This is a genomic window from Leucobacter sp. wl10 (assembly GCF_003569785.1).
Lineage (GTDB): Bacteria > Actinomycetota > Actinomycetes > Actinomycetales > Microbacteriaceae > Leucobacter.
The window spans coordinates 211,268-225,045 of record NZ_KZ983989.1 but is presented as its reverse complement, the minus strand read 5'-3'; the positions used below and the strand labels follow the sequence as shown (position 1 = coordinate 225,045).

Below are 13,778 nucleotides of genomic sequence, written 5' to 3'. Positions count from 1 at the left end.
ACGTGAGTATCGGAGACGCGCTGAGCATTCGGCCGCAGCGCCCGAGGCCGCTCCCGCTCGACCGGCTGGCCGAGCGGTTCGGGCTGAGGGCGGCCGGCGCAGACGGGCGCGGTGACGCGGCGGCGAGCGGCGTGACGCTCGACTCCCGCGACGTGCGGCCGGGGGACCTCTATATCGGCATGCCCGGCGCCCGGCGCCACGGGGCGGAATTCGCCGCGCAGGCGGAGCTGCGCGGTGCGGTGGCGATGCTCACCGACGAGGCGGGCGCGGCCATCGCCCGGGATCGCGGGGCCGGGATCCCGGTACTCGTCTCGGCGCGGCACCCCCGCGAGCTGCTGGGCGACGTCGCGGCCGCCGTGTACGACACCGCAGACCTCTCCGCGAAGATCTTCGGCGTCACCGGCACGAACGGCAAGACGAGCGTCGTCTACCTGCTGGCGGAGCTGCTGCGCGCCGCCGGCTTCACCGCCGGGCTCAGCTCGACCGCGGAGCGCCGCATCGGCGACGAGGTGATCGTGTCGAACCTCACGAGCCCGGAGGCGTCCGAGCTGCACGGCCTGCTCGCGCGCATGCGCGAGCAGAGGGTCGACGGCGTGGCGCTCGAGGTGTCGGCCCACGCGGTCGAGCGGCACCGCATCGACGGGGTTCGGTTCGACGTGGTGGCCTTCAACAATTTCTCGCAGGATCACCTCGACGACTTCGGCGACATGGAGAGCTACTTCGCCGCCAAGCTGGCGCTGTTCGCGCCGGAGCACGCGGAGCGCGGCGTGGTGGTGGTGGACTCGCCGCACGGTCAGCGGATCGCTCGGGAGTCGAAGATCCCCGTCGTCCGCCTCGCGACCGAGTACGGGCAGGAGGCCGACTGGCACCTCGCCGTCACGCGGCAGACGCTCGACGGCGTCTCCTTCGTGCTGCAGGGGCCGGACGGCGCCCACTTCCGCGGCAGCGTGCCGGTCTTCGGGCGCTTCATGGCCGAGAACGCGGCCCTCGCCCTGATCATGCTGCACGAGGCCGGGGTGCCCCTCGCGCGGGTGGAGGCCGGGCTCGAGCGGGGCCGGATCCCCGTCTACATCCCCGGCCGACTGGAGCTCATGAACCCGGGCGCCGACGGTCCCCGCTTCTACGTCGACTACGGCCACACGCCCGGCGCGTTCCGGGCCATGCTCGACGCGCTCGGCGAGGTGGCCCCCGGTCGCGTCATCTTCCTCTTCGGCGCCGACGGAGACCGCGACACCACGAAGCGCGAGGAGATGGGGCGCGTCGCGGGCGCGGGTTCAGACGTCGTCATCGTCTGCGACTACCACCCGCGCTCCGAGCCGCCGGAGGCGATTCGCGCGCAGCTGATGGCGGGCGCGCGCTCCGCCCGCCGGGCCGAGGTGATCGAGGAGGGCGACCCGCGCGCGGCCGTACGCCTCGCGGTTTCGATCGCCGGGCCGAGGGACGTTATCCTGTATGCCGGTCCCGGACACGAGGACTACCAGGAAGTCGCCGGGCAGATCCTTCCCTACTCGGCGCGTGACGAGGTACGCGGAGCGCTCCGCGAGGCAGGATTGCTTCCGTGATTGAACTGACGCTGGCGGAGATCGCCGCCGCCGTGAACGGCCGCCTGGCGCCGGGGACGGGCGGAGCGGGCCCGAGCACCGTCGTCGCCGGCGATTCGCAGACCGACTCGCGCGAGGTGCGACCGGGCCAGATCTTCTTCGCGCGACGAGGCGAGGAGACCGACGGGCACCTCTTCGCGGCCAATGCGGTCGAGGCCGGAGCCGCGCTCGTCGTGGCGGAGCGCGAGCTCGACGAGATCGAGGGGCGCGTGCCGCAGATCGTGGTCGGCGAGACGACGGAGGCGCTCGGCGCGCTGGCGACCGAGGTCGTGCGTCGCGTGCGAGGGCGCGGGGGCCTCACGATCGTGGGCATCACGGGCTCCAACGGCAAGACGACCACGAAGAACCTGATCGCCTCGATGGCGGAGGGGCTGGGGCCGACGGTGGCCTCCGAGAAGTCCTTCAACAACGAGGTGGGCGGCCCGCTCACCATGCTGCGCGTCGACGACGGCACCCGCACCCTCGTCGCCGAGATGGGCGCGAGCGCCGAGGGCGAGATCGAGCGCCTCACGCGCATGGCGCCCCCCCACATCGGCGTGGTGCTCTCGGTCGGTCTCGCCCACGCGGGCGAGTTCGGCGGCATCGAGACGACCTTCCGCACCAAGAGCGAGATGGTGCGGGGCTTGCCCGGCAGCGCGGTCGCCGTGCTCAACCGCGACGATCCCCGCGTGGCGAGGATGGCGGATCTCACCGCGGCCCGCGTGCGCTGGTTCGGGCTGCACCCCGACGCGGAGGTGCGCGCGGACGACGTCGACCTCGGGCCCGACGGCACCCGCTTCACGCTCCACGCGGGCGGCGAGTCGATGCCCGTCCGCTTCCGGGTGCTCGGAGAGCACCACGTGATGAACGCCCTGGCGGCGGCGGCGGTCGGTCTCGAGCTCGGCCTGCCGTTCGCCGGAGTCGTCGGGGCGCTCGAGGCCGCCGCCCTCGCGGCCCCCGGCCGCATGCAGGTGCTCGGCGGCCGCGACGGCATCACCATCATCAACGACGCCTACAACGCGAGCCCCGACTCCATGAGCGCCGCGCTGCGCACCCTCGCCCAGATCCGCAGACCCGACGGCCGCTCGATCGCCGTGCTGGGCGCCATGAGCGAGCTCGGCGAGTACTCCATCGAGGAGCACCGGCGCGTGGGGCTGCAGGCCGTGCGGCTGCGCATCTCCGAGCTCGTCGTGGTCGGCAGCGAGGCGCGCCACCTGCACATCAGCGCTGTCAACGAGGGCTCCTGGGACGGCGAGAGCGTGTTCTTCGAGACGCACGACGAGGCCCAGGACTACCTGCTGCGCACGCTGCGGCCCCGCGACACGGTGCTCGTGAAATCTTCGAACGCCGCCGGACTGCAACGGCTCGGCGATCGACTGGGGGAGGCCTTCGCATGATCGCACTGCTCATCGCGGGCGGCTTCTCGCTGCTCTACTCGCTGCTGCTCACCCCGCTCTTCGTGCGCGGCTTCCGCAGGCTGCACTGGGGCCAGTTCATCCGGGAGGACGGCCCGCAGTCCCACTACTCCAAGCGGGGCACCCCGACCATGGGCGGGCTCATCTTCCTCTCGGGCTCCGTCATCGCCTACTTCCTGGGCAAGGTCATCATGGGCGAGACGCCCACGCCCTCTGCGCTGCTTGTGATCCTCATGGCGGTCGGCGCCGGCGCGGTGGGCTTCGTCGACGACTTCATGAAGACCCGCAGGCAGCGGTCGCTCGGCCTCGGCGGGTGGGCGAAGATCGCGGGTCAGATCGTCATCGCGCTGCTCTTCGCGCTGCTCTCGCTGCAGTTCGCCAACGAAGCGGGCCTCACCCCGGCGTCGACGCGCATCTCGCTGTTCCGCGACCTGCCGTTCGACTTCGCGGTGCTGGGCCCGATCCTGGGGGTCGGCCTCTTCGTGCTGTGGGTCATGGTGATCGTCACGGCGACGACCAACGCCGTCAACGTCACAGACGGCCTCGACGGCCTCGCGGGCGGCGCCTCGATCTTCGTCTTCGGCGCGTACATGATCATGAGCTTCTGGCAGTCGGCGCAGCACTGCGCGGTCACGGCGAGCGAACCCGGCTGCTACGAGGTGCGCGACCCCATGGATCTCGCGGTGATCTCCGCGGCTCTGCTCGGGGGGCTCGCCGGCTTCCTCTGGTGGAACACGAGTCCCGCCCACGTCTACATGGGCGACACGGGGTCGATGGGGCTCGGCGGTGCCATCGCCGCGCTGGCGATCCTCACCCGCACCGAGCTGCTGCTCGTGCTCATCGGCGGCCTCTTCATCATCGAGACCGGCTCCGTGATCCTGCAGCGCCTCTACTTCAAGCTGACCAGGGGCAAGCGCATCTTCCTCATGAGCCCGATCCACCACCACTTCGAGCTCAAGGGCTGGGCCGAGGTGACCGTGGTGGTGCGATTCTGGATCATCGCCGGCCTGTTCGTGATCGCGGGCGTCGGCGCGTTCTACGGCGAATGGCTGCTGCAGCAGTGAGCGAGGACGGCATGCAGGCGAGCGGCGAGCGGGCGAGCGCCCGGGCCAGGGTGGCCCGGCTGGCGAGCTGGCACGACGACTGGTCGGGCCTGCGCGTCGCGGTGCTCGGCCTCGGCGCGGCGGGCTTCTCGGCGGCCGACACCCTCGTCGAACTCGGTTGCCGGGTGCGCGCGGTGCACGCCGTTCCCGACACGGATCGCGAGCGGCTGCTCGACGCGATCGGCGCGGAGCGCTTCCGCGCCGAGAGCCGCCCGGAGCGGTTGGGCGACCTCGCGGCCTTCGCCCCGGACCTGGTCGTCGCATCGCCCGAGTACGGGCTCGATCACCCCCTCGTCGCGTGGGCGTCCGAGCACGGCATCCCGGTCTGGGGCGACATCGAGCTCGGCTGGCGGTTGCGCGACAAGACCCCCCGGGTCGCCGACTGGATCTGCATCGCGGGCGATCGCGGCAAGACGACCACCGCGCTGCTCACCGCGCACATGCTCGTGGCCGGCGGCCTGAGGGCGACCCCGGCCGGTGGCGCGGGGTCGCCCGTGCTCGACGCGCTGCGCGATCCGCGGGGCTACGACGCGATCGTCGTCGAGCTCTCGGGCCGCCAGCTCGCGAGACTCGGGGAGGTCTCCCCGTACGCGAGCGCCTGCCTCAACTTCGCGGTTGCGGCCGGCGGCGAGGACGCGGCCGACCGCGACGCCGAGGCGCTCTGGGCCGAGCAGGCGCGGGTGTACGAGCGCACGCAGGTCGCCTGCGTCTACAACCGGGCCGACCGAGCGACCGAGCGCATGGTCGAGGAGGCCGACGTCGTGGAGGGCGCGCGCGCCGTCAGCTTCGGCCTCGACTCCCCGCCGCCCAGCGGCTTCGGCGTGGTCGAGGGGATCCTCGTCGACCGGGGCTTCCACGCCGAGCGGCGCAGCGAGGCCTACGAGATCGTCACCCTCGACGAGCTCGCACGGCTCGACCTCGCCTCGCCGCCGATGGTGCAGAACCTGCTCGCGGCCAGCGCACTGGCGCGGGCCCGCGGCGTCGAGCCCGCGGAGATCGCGCAGGCGATCCTCGGCTACCACCGCGCCTCGCGCGAGCGGGAGTGACATGACCGGAAGACCTGCCGACGCGAGGGGCCGCGCCCCGGGCCAGGCGCGCATCCGCCTGGGCGCGATGCTGAACACCGGCACCGACCGGACGGTGGTGGCGCTCTACGCCATCACGCTGCTGCTCGTCGGCCTCGGACTGATCATGGTGCTCTCCTCGTCGTCGATCACCTCCTACCTCGACAACCAGGGCTTCTTCGGCGGCTTCTGGCGCCAGGCGTCGTTCGCCCTCATCGGCCTGCCGCTCATGCTCATCGCGGCCGCCATGCCGCTCGCATTCTGGAAGCGATGGGCGTGGCTGCTGCTCGGCATCGGCCTCGCGATGCAGATGCTCGTGTTCACGCCGCTCGGCATCGAGGTCTACGGCAACCGCAACTGGATCCAGATCGGCGGTTTCGGCGCGCAGCCCTCCGAAGCCCTCAAGCTGGCGCTCGTGGTGTGGGTCGGCGCCGTGCTGCTGCGCAAGGAGCCGCTGCTCGGGCAGATGCGCCACGAGCTCGTCCCGGTGATCATCCCCGGAGCGCTCATCGTGCTCGGCGCGGTGCTGCTCGGCCGTGACCTCGGAACCGTGCTGATCATGGCGGCGATGGTGTTCGGCGCCATGTTCTTCGGCGGCGTCAGCTGGAAGACCCTGGGCGTCACCGCGCTCGGCGGCGCGCTCGCCGTCGCGTTCTTCGTGCTCTCGAGCCCCAACCGCATGAAGCGGCTGCTCAGCCACGCCGGCGCGACCAATGATTACAGCGGCGTCGACTGGCAGGCCACCCACGGCATGTGGGCCCTGGCGAGCGGCGGCTTCTTCGGCGTGGGGCTCGGCAACTCGAAGGCGAAGTGGTCGTGGCTGCCCGCGGCCGACAACGACTACATCTTCGCCATCATCGGCGAGGAGCTCGGGCTCATCGGCGCCCTGCTCGTGATCGTGCTGTTCATCGTGCTGACGGTGGTCATGCTGCGCGTCGTCTCCCGCGCGAGGGACCGCTTCGGACGCGCGGTCGCGGGCGGCATCCTGGTGTGGATCGTCGGCCAGGCCTTCGTCAACATCGGGGTGGTGATCCGGGTGTTCCCCGTGCTGGGCGTGCCGCTGCCCCTCATCAGCTCGGGCGGCACCGCCCTCATCGCCTGTCTCGTCGCCATCGGCGTCGTGATCTCGATCGCCCGCGACGGCGCGCAGTACCACGCTGGGCTCGACTCCGGGGGAAGGAGCTTCCGATGACCAGCTACCTGCTCGCGGGCGGAGGCACCGCGGGGCACGTCAACCCGCTGCTCGCGCTCGCCGACCTCATCCGCGCCGAGGAGCCCGACGCCCGGATCGTGGTGCTCGGCACCCGCGAGGGGCTCGAGGCGAGGCTGGTGCCCGAGCGCGGCTACGAGCTCGTGCACATCGAGCGCCTGCCGTTCCCGCGGCGCCCCGACCTCGCCGCGCTTCGGTTCCCCGCGCGTTTCGCGCGCGCCGTGCGACGGGTGCGCGCGCTCATCCGCGAGCGCGGCATCGACGCGGTGGTGGGATTCGGCGGCTACGCCTCGGCTCCCGCCTACCGGGCCGGCGCGCGGGAGGGCGTGCCGGTGGTGATCCACGAGGCCAACGCCAAGCCGGGCATGGCCAACAGGCTCGGCGCGCGCAGCACCCCCTACGTGGGCGTCACCTTCCCGGGCACCCCGATCCGGAGCGCGCGCGTGACCGGCATGCCGCTGCGCCCCGAGATCACCGGTCTCGACCGCGCAGCCCTGCGGGCTCCCGCCCGCGAGCACTTCGGCCTCGACCCGGAACGCCGCACACTGCTCGTGACCGGCGGGTCGCTCGGCGCCCGCGCGATCAACCGCGGCGTCTCCGGCTCGGCGGCTGAGATCGTCGCGGCCGGCATCCAGGTGCTGCACATCTGGGGCGGACTGACCGAGGTCGAGGACCCCGGGGTCGCGGGCTACGAGGTGATGCCGTACTGCGACCGCATGGACCTCGCGCTCGCGGCGTGCGATCTCGCCGTGTCGCGCGCCGGATCGACCACCGTGAGCGAGCTCGCCGGGCTCGGGATCCCCTCCGTTCTCGTGCCGTACGGCCACGGCAACGGCGAGCAGCGCTTCAACGCGGCCTCGGTGGTCGAGGCGGGCGGGGCGCTGCTGGTCGAGGACGCGGAGCTCACGCCCGCGTGGGTGCGCGGCGCACTGATCCCGCTGATCGCCGACGACGCCCGCCTCGCCGACATGTCGGAGCGAGCCCGAGGGGCCGGCGCGCTCGACGGGACCGAGCGGTTGCTCTCGATGGTGCGCGAGGCGCTCGCCGCTCGCCTCTCCCGACGCCGACCGGGATAGGATCGCGTGCGTGTCGCACGTGCAGCTCCTCCGCCGCCGCGACGGGGTCTGAACCACCCGGCTCCCCGTCCGCGGCCGAGCTCGCGGTCCCGCTCGTGCCGGCGCCGGAGGCGGAGCGCGCCCTGCGCGGATGAGCGGCGGATCTCAGGGAGCCGGGGAGCGGGAAGCGGTACGCTGGAGTGTCTATCTGAGGAGGACGCATGATCTATCCCGATCTCGAGATGGAGATCCCCGATGGGCTCGGTCGGGTGCACTTCGTCGGCATCGGCGGGTCGGGCATGAGCGGCATCGCGCGTATGATGCACCAGGCCGGCGTGCCGGTGACCGGCTCGGATCGCAGCGCGAACTACTCGACGGAGGCGCTCGAGAGACTCGGCATCCCCGTCAGCATCGGGCACGACGCCGCGAACGTGGGCGAGGCCGACACGCTCGTGGTGACGGGCGCGCTGTGGCAGGACAACCCCGAGTACCGCGCCGCCCTCGCGAAGGGGCTGCCGGTGCTGCACCGCTCGCACGCGCTCGCGTGGCTCGCCCGCGGCAAGCGCGTGGTGTCGGTCGCGGGCGCCCACGGCAAGACGACGTCGACCGGCATGATCGTGACCGGGCTGCTGGGCCTCGGCGCCGATCCCTCGTTCGTGAACGGCGGCGTCATCGAGTCGCTCGGGGTGAGCTCGGGGCCGGGCGACGACGACCTCTTCGTGATCGAGGCCGACGAGAGCGACAAGTCGTTCCTGCTCTACGACACCGCGGTGGCGCTGATCACGAACGTCGACCCCGAGCACCTCGACTTCTACGGCTCCCGCGAAGCGTTCATGCGGGCCTTCGTCGACTTCGCGCGGGGGGCTGGCGAGCAGCTGGTCGTCTCGGCGGACGATCCCGGCGCGCGCGAGGTGCTCGACGCGCTGCGGGCGGGCGGGGAGCACCCGCCGATCCGCACCTTCGGCGAGTCCGAGGGGGCCGACGTGCGCATCGTGTCGATCGACGACTCCGGCCCCGTGCGCTTCGAGGTCGAGGTGGAGGGGGAGCGGCACGGCGCCCGGCTGCGGGTCTACGGGCGGCACAACGCCGTCAACGCGGTCGGCGCCCTCGCGGTGCTCATCGGCCTCGGGTTCGAGGCGGGGCCGGCGCTCGCCGCGGTGGCCGAGTTCGGCGGCACCAAGCGCCGCTTCGAGTTCCACGCCGAGGTCGGGGGGGTGCGGGTCTACGACGACTACGCCCACCACCACACCGAGGTCGCCGCGCTGCTCGACTCGGCGCGCGCCGTGGTCGGGGAGGGGCGGCTCATCGCGATCCACCAGCCCCACCTGTACAGTCGCACGCGGCTGTTCCACCGCGAGTTCGCCGAGGCGCTCGAGGCCGGGGCGGATCACACGGTCGTGCTCGCCGTCGACGGCGCGCGCGAGGACCCGGTCGAGGGCGTCACGGGCGCGCTGGTCGCGCAGGACTTCGCCGATCCGAGCCGGGTCGCCTATCGGCCGGACTGGCAGGACGCCGCGGACTATCTCGCCGAGATCGCCAGGCCCGGCGACGTGATGGTGACCATGAGCTGCGGTACCGTCTATCGGATCATCCCCCAGGTGGTCGCGGCGCTGCGCGGCCGCTTCGAGCCCGAGCCCCGCTGAGCCGCGCCCATGAAGCGACCGAGCGGTTTCGACCGGACCCCCGAGCGGGTGGAGGGGCCGGGGCGGGTGGAGAAGCCCGAGCCGACGGCGCTTCCGGACCGGGGAGCGCGCGCCGACGCGGGGGCGCGCGCGGACGGCGATCTCGCGTCGACGGTCGACCTGAGCGAGGCCCGCGAGACGCGCGATGCCTCGATCGAGCCGGCGGGGCGTGGTCCGGGATCCCGGCTCGCCAGGCTGCGCGGGGCGCGCGAGGCCGATCCCGTGCGAGCGGCGGAGCGCAGAGTGCGCGAGGCGGGCAGACTGCGCCGCGCCAGGATCCGCCGGGAGCGACGCCGGTTCTCCGCGGACGCGCGTCGGCGACGACGGAACGGCTTGATCGCGCTCGGCGCCGTCGTGGGCCTCGCGCTCTTCGTGGCGGCGGGGGCGTTCACCCCGCTCATGGCGGTGCGCGAGGTGCGGGTCGTCGGCGCGGTGTCGGTGAACCAGGGAGAGATCGGGCGGGCGCTCGCGCGCTTCGAAGGCCGCCCGCTGGCACTCGTGGACGATGCCGAGGTGCTCCGCGCGCTGGAGCCCTTCCCGCTCATCCAGCGCTACGCCGTGGAGCGGGTGCCGCCGAGCACGCTCGTCGTGCGCATCGAGGAGCGCGTGGCCGTGGTCTCGCTGCAGGGCGGGAGCGGCTACGCGTTCTACGACGCCGCGGGCGTGCTGCTCGGCAACGCCGAGGCCCCGCCTGCGGGGGTGCCCGTCGCGAGCGGCGCCGTGACCGATCTCTCGTCGCCGTCGTTCCGCTCGGCTGCGCGCGCCCTGCGCGGCATGCCGGCGGAGCTGCGCGCCCAGATCGGCGCGGTGTCGGCGACGAGCGCGCAGGACGTCACCTTCACGCTGACGAGCGGGGTCGAGGTGCTCTGGGGCGACGCCGAGCGCACGGCGGAGAAGGCGATCGTGCTGCAGCGCATGCTGACGTCCCTGGCCGATCGGCCGGTGCAGCTGATCGACGTCTCGTCCGTGGACGCGCCGGTCTTCCGGTAGGCGCGGGGGCCGCAGGTCGCGCGGCAGAGTCGCGAATCGCGGCGTGTCTGCGGTTCTGCGGGGCGCACGGCCCTTAGCGTTGTGCGCAGGAAATGTATACGGCGATACTAACTTTTAACTTCAGCTAGAGGTTGAAGGTTGGGGGCGGAGGATCCAGGTGTCAGGCAACCAGAACTACCTCGCGGTGATCAAGGTCGTCGGAGTCGGCGGCGGTGGCGTCAACGCGGTCAACCGCATGATCGAGCTCGGCCTGCGCGGCGTCGAGTTCATCGCGGTCAACACTGACGCCCAGGCGCTCCTGCTGAGCGACGCCGACGTGAAGCTCGACATCGGGCGCGAGCTCACCCGAGGCCTCGGGGCGGGCGCCGACCCCGAGGTGGGGCGCCGGGCGGCGGAGGATCACGCCGAGGAGATCGAGGAGGCCCTCGCCGGAGCGGACATGGTCTTCGTCACCGCAGGCGAGGGCGGCGGCACGGGCACCGGAGCGGCACCGGTCGTCGCCCGGATCGCGAAGTCCATCGGCGCCCTCACCATCGGCGTCGTGACCCGCCCCTTCAGCTTCGAGGGCAAGCGCCGCGCGGCCCAGGCCGACGCCGGCGTGCACACGCTCCGCGAGGCCGTCGACACCCTCATCGTCGTGCCCAACGATCGCCTGCTCGAGATCGCCGAGCCCGGGATCAGCATGATCGAGGCCTTCGCGGCCGCCGATCAGGTTCTGCTCGCGGGCGTCTCGGGCATCACCGACCTCATCACCACCCCCGGCCTCATCAACCTCGACTTCGCCGATGTGAAGTCCGTGATGCAGGGCGCCGGAGCGGCGCTCATGGGCATCGGCTCCGCGCGGGGAGCCGACCGAGCGATCAAGGCGGCCGAGCTCGCCGTCGCCTCGCCGCTGCTCGAGGCGTCGGTCGAGGGCGCCCACGGCGTGCTGCTGTCGATCCAGGGATCCTCGAACCTCGCGCTCAGCGAGATCTACGAGGCGTCGACGCTCGTGCAGGACGTCGTGCACGCCGAGGCCAACATCATCTTCGGCACGGTCATCGACGACACGCTCGGCGACGAGGTGCGCGTGACCGTGATCGCGGCCGGCTTCGACGTCGAGCCCTCGCCGCAGGTGACGGCGCCCGAGCGCGGACGACGCGGCAGCCACGTGGAGAGCCTCGACGAGGTCGCGGCTCCCGGCGCGCGCGCCTCCTCGACGAGCGAGGCCACGGGACTCGGCTTCCCGGGGTTCAACGCCTCGCAGGAGCGGGACGCCGACGCCAAGAGCCCGGCCACCGGCCAGTTCGGGGAGGTGCTGAACCCCCCGGTCGAGGCGCAGCTCTCCGACCCGGCCTTCGACGGCGATGACGACGACGATCTCGACATCCCCGAGTTCCTGAGGTAGGAGGGGTGGGTTTCCCGGATTCCGCGGTGCTCCCCGGGCTCGGCCAGCGACTCGCCGAGGTGCGCGACGGGATCGTGGACGCGTGCCGATCAGCCTCCCGCGATCCCGAGGACGTCACCCTGATCGTCGTGACGAAGTTCCATCCCGCCTCGCTCGTCGCGGCGCTCGCCGACCTCGGCGTGCGCGACGTGGGGGAGAACCGGCACCAGGAGGCTCAGGCGAAGGCTGAGGAACTCGCCGGGCTGCACCTCGCCTGGCACTTCATCGGCCAGCTGCAGACCAAGAAGGCCAGGCAGGCTGCGCGCTACGCGCACGCGATCCACTCGATCGACCGGGAGCGTCTCGTCGACGCCCTCTCCGGCGTGGAGCGCGAGATCGACGCCTTCGTGCAGATCAACCTCACCGACGATCCGCACCGCGGGGGCGTCGCCCCCGACGACGCCCTGCCGCTCGCCGAACGCGTGCTCGAAGCGCCGTCCCTGCGACTGCGCGGCGTCATGGCCGTCGCACCGCTCGAGGAGGATCCCGCTCGCGCATTCGAGCGGCTCGCCGGCTACTCGGAGCGCCTGCGCTCGCTCGACCCCGCCGCGTCCGCGATCTCGGCGGGCATGACGCACGACTACGCCGAGGCGATCGCCCACGGCGCGACACACCTGCGAATCGGCAGCGCAATCACGGGCAAACGCCCGGAGCCCAGATAGTCTCGAAGCACCGCACCGTTGGGAGAGAAGATGAGCAATCCGCTGAAGAAGACCATGGTGTTCCTGGGCCTCGCGGAGGAGGAACTCGAGGAGCAGAACGCGGCTTCGCAGCAGGAGAGGGCCTCGGCCGCTCCGCGCGCGACGCCCGCCCCCACCACGCCCAAGGCCGAGACGAGCCGCCCCGCCGCTCCGCAGCGCGCCGCGGTGACGCCGCTGCGCCGGGTCACGCCGGCGAAGCAGCCCGCGCAGCAGCCGATGAACGAGATCCTCACCGTGCATCCCACCGAGTACAAGGACGCGAAGGTCATCGCGGAGGGCTTCCGCGACGGCGTTCCGGTCATCATCAACCTCTCTCGCATGGACGAGGGGGAGGCCAAGCGCCTCATCGACTTCGCGAGCGGCCTCACCATGGGACTGCACGGGCGCATCGAGCGGGTCACCAGCAAGGTGTTCCTGCTGTCCCCCGAGCACATCGGGGTCGGGGGCGAGGACTCGCGGCAGGGCGACAGCGGCTCGTTCTTCGTGGCGCCCTCGGCGTAAGAGGTGGAGATCGTCTTAACGATCACCACCGTGGTGAAGGTGCTGCTGCGGATCTACATCCTGCTGCTCTGGGTGCGCCTGGTGATCGACTGGATCCTCGTGTTCAACCGGCGCTTCCGGCCTCGAGGCGTGCCGGCGGTACTGGTGGAGTTCGTCTTCACGGTGACGGATCCGCCCATCAGGATGTTCCGCAAGGTCCTTCCGCCGATCCGCCTGGGGCAGGTCATGCTCGATCTCGGCTGGATGCTCACGCTGATCTCGTGCTGGATCCTGCTGGCCATCCTCCCCGGGTGGTGATGAGCGCGAACCTGCGGGAACCCGACATTATTTGCTAGCGTTGACCCATGACCACGTCAGTGGTCCCGAAGTGAAAGAGACGTAACGATGGCCCTGACTCCCGAAGACGTCGTGAATCAGAAGTTCACGATCACCAAGTTCCGCGACGGCTACGATCTCGACCAGGTCGACGATTTCCTCGACACGATCGTCGAGGAGCTGCGCCAGCACGAGCAGGAGAAGGAGGAGCTACGAGCCCAGATCGCGGACCTCACCGAGAAGCTCGAGGCCTGCGAGGCGTCGAAGGGCGAGCCGAGCGGGCAGCAGGCCCCCTCCGAGCAGACCATCGTCGTCGACGCCCCGGTCGCGGCACCCGCTCCGGTACCGGCACAGGTCGCTCCCGAGTCGGCCCCGCAGGCCGACGCCGTCAAGTCGAGCGCCATGCTGCAGCTCGCGCTCGAGCTGCACGACAAGCACGTGCAGGAGGGCGAGACGACCCGCGACAAGCTCATCGCCGAGGCCGAGACGAAGCGCGATCAGATGATCGAGGACGCGGAGCGCACGGCCAAGCAGCTCGTCGAGGAGGCTCAGAAGCAGCGGGCCGATGAGCTCCGCGTGCTCGGCGAGGAGCGCAGCGAGCTCCAGTTCAAGATCAAGGATCTGCGTCAGTTCGAGAGCGAGTACCGCTCCACCCTGCGCTCCTACATCCAGTCGCAGCTGCGCAGCCTGGACGGCTCGCCCGAGCCCGCGGGCGCCCCCGACGGCCTGCAGTAGC

General features: G+C 71.8%; 13 protein-coding genes. All 13 read left to right on the top strand.

Annotation, left to right across the window (positions count from 1 at the left end; all coding sequences use genetic code 11):
* The first annotated feature begins 2 nt into the window (after positions 1-2).
* The 13 genes from D1J51_RS04850 to D1J51_RS04790 all read left to right on the top strand — a co-directional run bounded on the left by D1J51_RS04850 (position 3) and on the right by D1J51_RS04790 (position 13,777).
* On the top strand, positions 3-1,562 hold the full coding sequence (locus D1J51_RS04850; protein WP_119074045.1) for a Mur ligase family protein: 1,560 nt from the start codon (positions 3-5) through the stop codon (positions 1,560-1,562).
* Positions 1,559-2,977 carry a UDP-N-acetylmuramoyl-tripeptide--D-alanyl-D-alanine ligase gene (gene murF / locus D1J51_RS04845; protein WP_119074044.1) on the top strand — a complete coding sequence of 473 codons (1,419 nt, stop codon included), beginning with the start codon at positions 1,559-1,561 and terminating at the stop codon, positions 2,975-2,977. The genes D1J51_RS04850 and murF overlap by 4 nt, the downstream gene beginning before the upstream one ends.
* Positions 2,974-4,059: a phospho-N-acetylmuramoyl-pentapeptide-transferase gene (gene mraY, locus D1J51_RS04840; RefSeq protein ID WP_119074043.1), complete on the top strand. Its 1,086-nt coding sequence runs from the start codon at positions 2,974-2,976 to the stop codon at positions 4,057-4,059. Before murF ends, mraY begins: the two co-directional genes overlap by 4 nt.
* The gene (locus tag D1J51_RS04835; RefSeq protein WP_240422911.1) at positions 4,041-5,144 is read left to right on the top strand and encodes a Mur ligase family protein; all 1,104 of its coding nucleotides are present in this window, start codon (positions 4,041-4,043) and stop codon (positions 5,142-5,144) included. Before mraY ends, D1J51_RS04835 begins: the two co-directional genes overlap by 19 nt.
* 1 nt (position 5,145) lies before the next feature.
* A complete protein-coding gene (gene ftsW, locus D1J51_RS04830) occupies positions 5,146-6,354 on the top strand; it encodes a putative lipid II flippase FtsW (protein WP_119074042.1) in 1,209 nt (402 codons plus the stop codon).
* The gene (locus D1J51_RS04825; protein WP_119074041.1) at positions 6,351-7,448 is read left to right on the top strand and encodes a UDP-N-acetylglucosamine--N-acetylmuramyl-(pentapeptide) pyrophosphoryl-undecaprenol N-acetylglucosamine transferase; all 1,098 of its coding nucleotides are present in this window, start codon (positions 6,351-6,353) and stop codon (positions 7,446-7,448) included. The genes ftsW and D1J51_RS04825 overlap by 4 nt, the downstream gene beginning before the upstream one ends.
* 200 nt (positions 7,449-7,648) lie before the next feature.
* Positions 7,649-9,070, top strand: a complete 1,422-nt coding sequence (murC, locus tag D1J51_RS04820; RefSeq protein WP_119074040.1) for a UDP-N-acetylmuramate--L-alanine ligase — start codon at positions 7,649-7,651, stop codon at positions 9,068-9,070.
* A 9-nt stretch (positions 9,071-9,079) separates the two neighbouring features.
* Positions 9,080-10,099 (top strand): cell division protein FtsQ/DivIB, encoded by a 1,020-nt coding sequence (locus D1J51_RS04815; RefSeq protein WP_119074039.1) that lies wholly within the window; start codon positions 9,080-9,082, stop codon positions 10,097-10,099.
* 157 nt (positions 10,100-10,256) lie between these two features.
* Positions 10,257-11,486 (top strand): cell division protein FtsZ, encoded by a 1,230-nt coding sequence (gene ftsZ, locus D1J51_RS04810; RefSeq protein ID WP_119074038.1) that lies wholly within the window; start codon positions 10,257-10,259, stop codon positions 11,484-11,486.
* A gap of 5 nt (positions 11,487-11,491) precedes the next feature.
* Positions 11,492-12,187 (top strand): YggS family pyridoxal phosphate-dependent enzyme, encoded by a 696-nt coding sequence (locus tag D1J51_RS04805; protein WP_240422909.1) that lies wholly within the window; start codon positions 11,492-11,494, stop codon positions 12,185-12,187.
* A gap of 30 nt (positions 12,188-12,217) precedes the next feature.
* A complete protein-coding gene (locus D1J51_RS04800; protein WP_119074089.1) occupies positions 12,218-12,727 on the top strand; it encodes a cell division protein SepF in 510 nt (169 codons plus the stop codon).
* Between the two features lie 3 nt (positions 12,728-12,730).
* Entirely contained in the window at positions 12,731-13,024 is a 294-nt protein-coding gene (locus D1J51_RS04795) for a YggT family protein (RefSeq protein WP_119074037.1), read from the top strand.
* A gap of 87 nt (positions 13,025-13,111) precedes the next feature.
* Positions 13,112-13,777 carry a DivIVA domain-containing protein gene (locus D1J51_RS04790; protein WP_119074036.1) on the top strand — a complete coding sequence of 222 codons (666 nt, stop codon included), beginning with the start codon at positions 13,112-13,114 and terminating at the stop codon, positions 13,775-13,777.
* Position 13,778 lies beyond the last annotated feature (1 nt).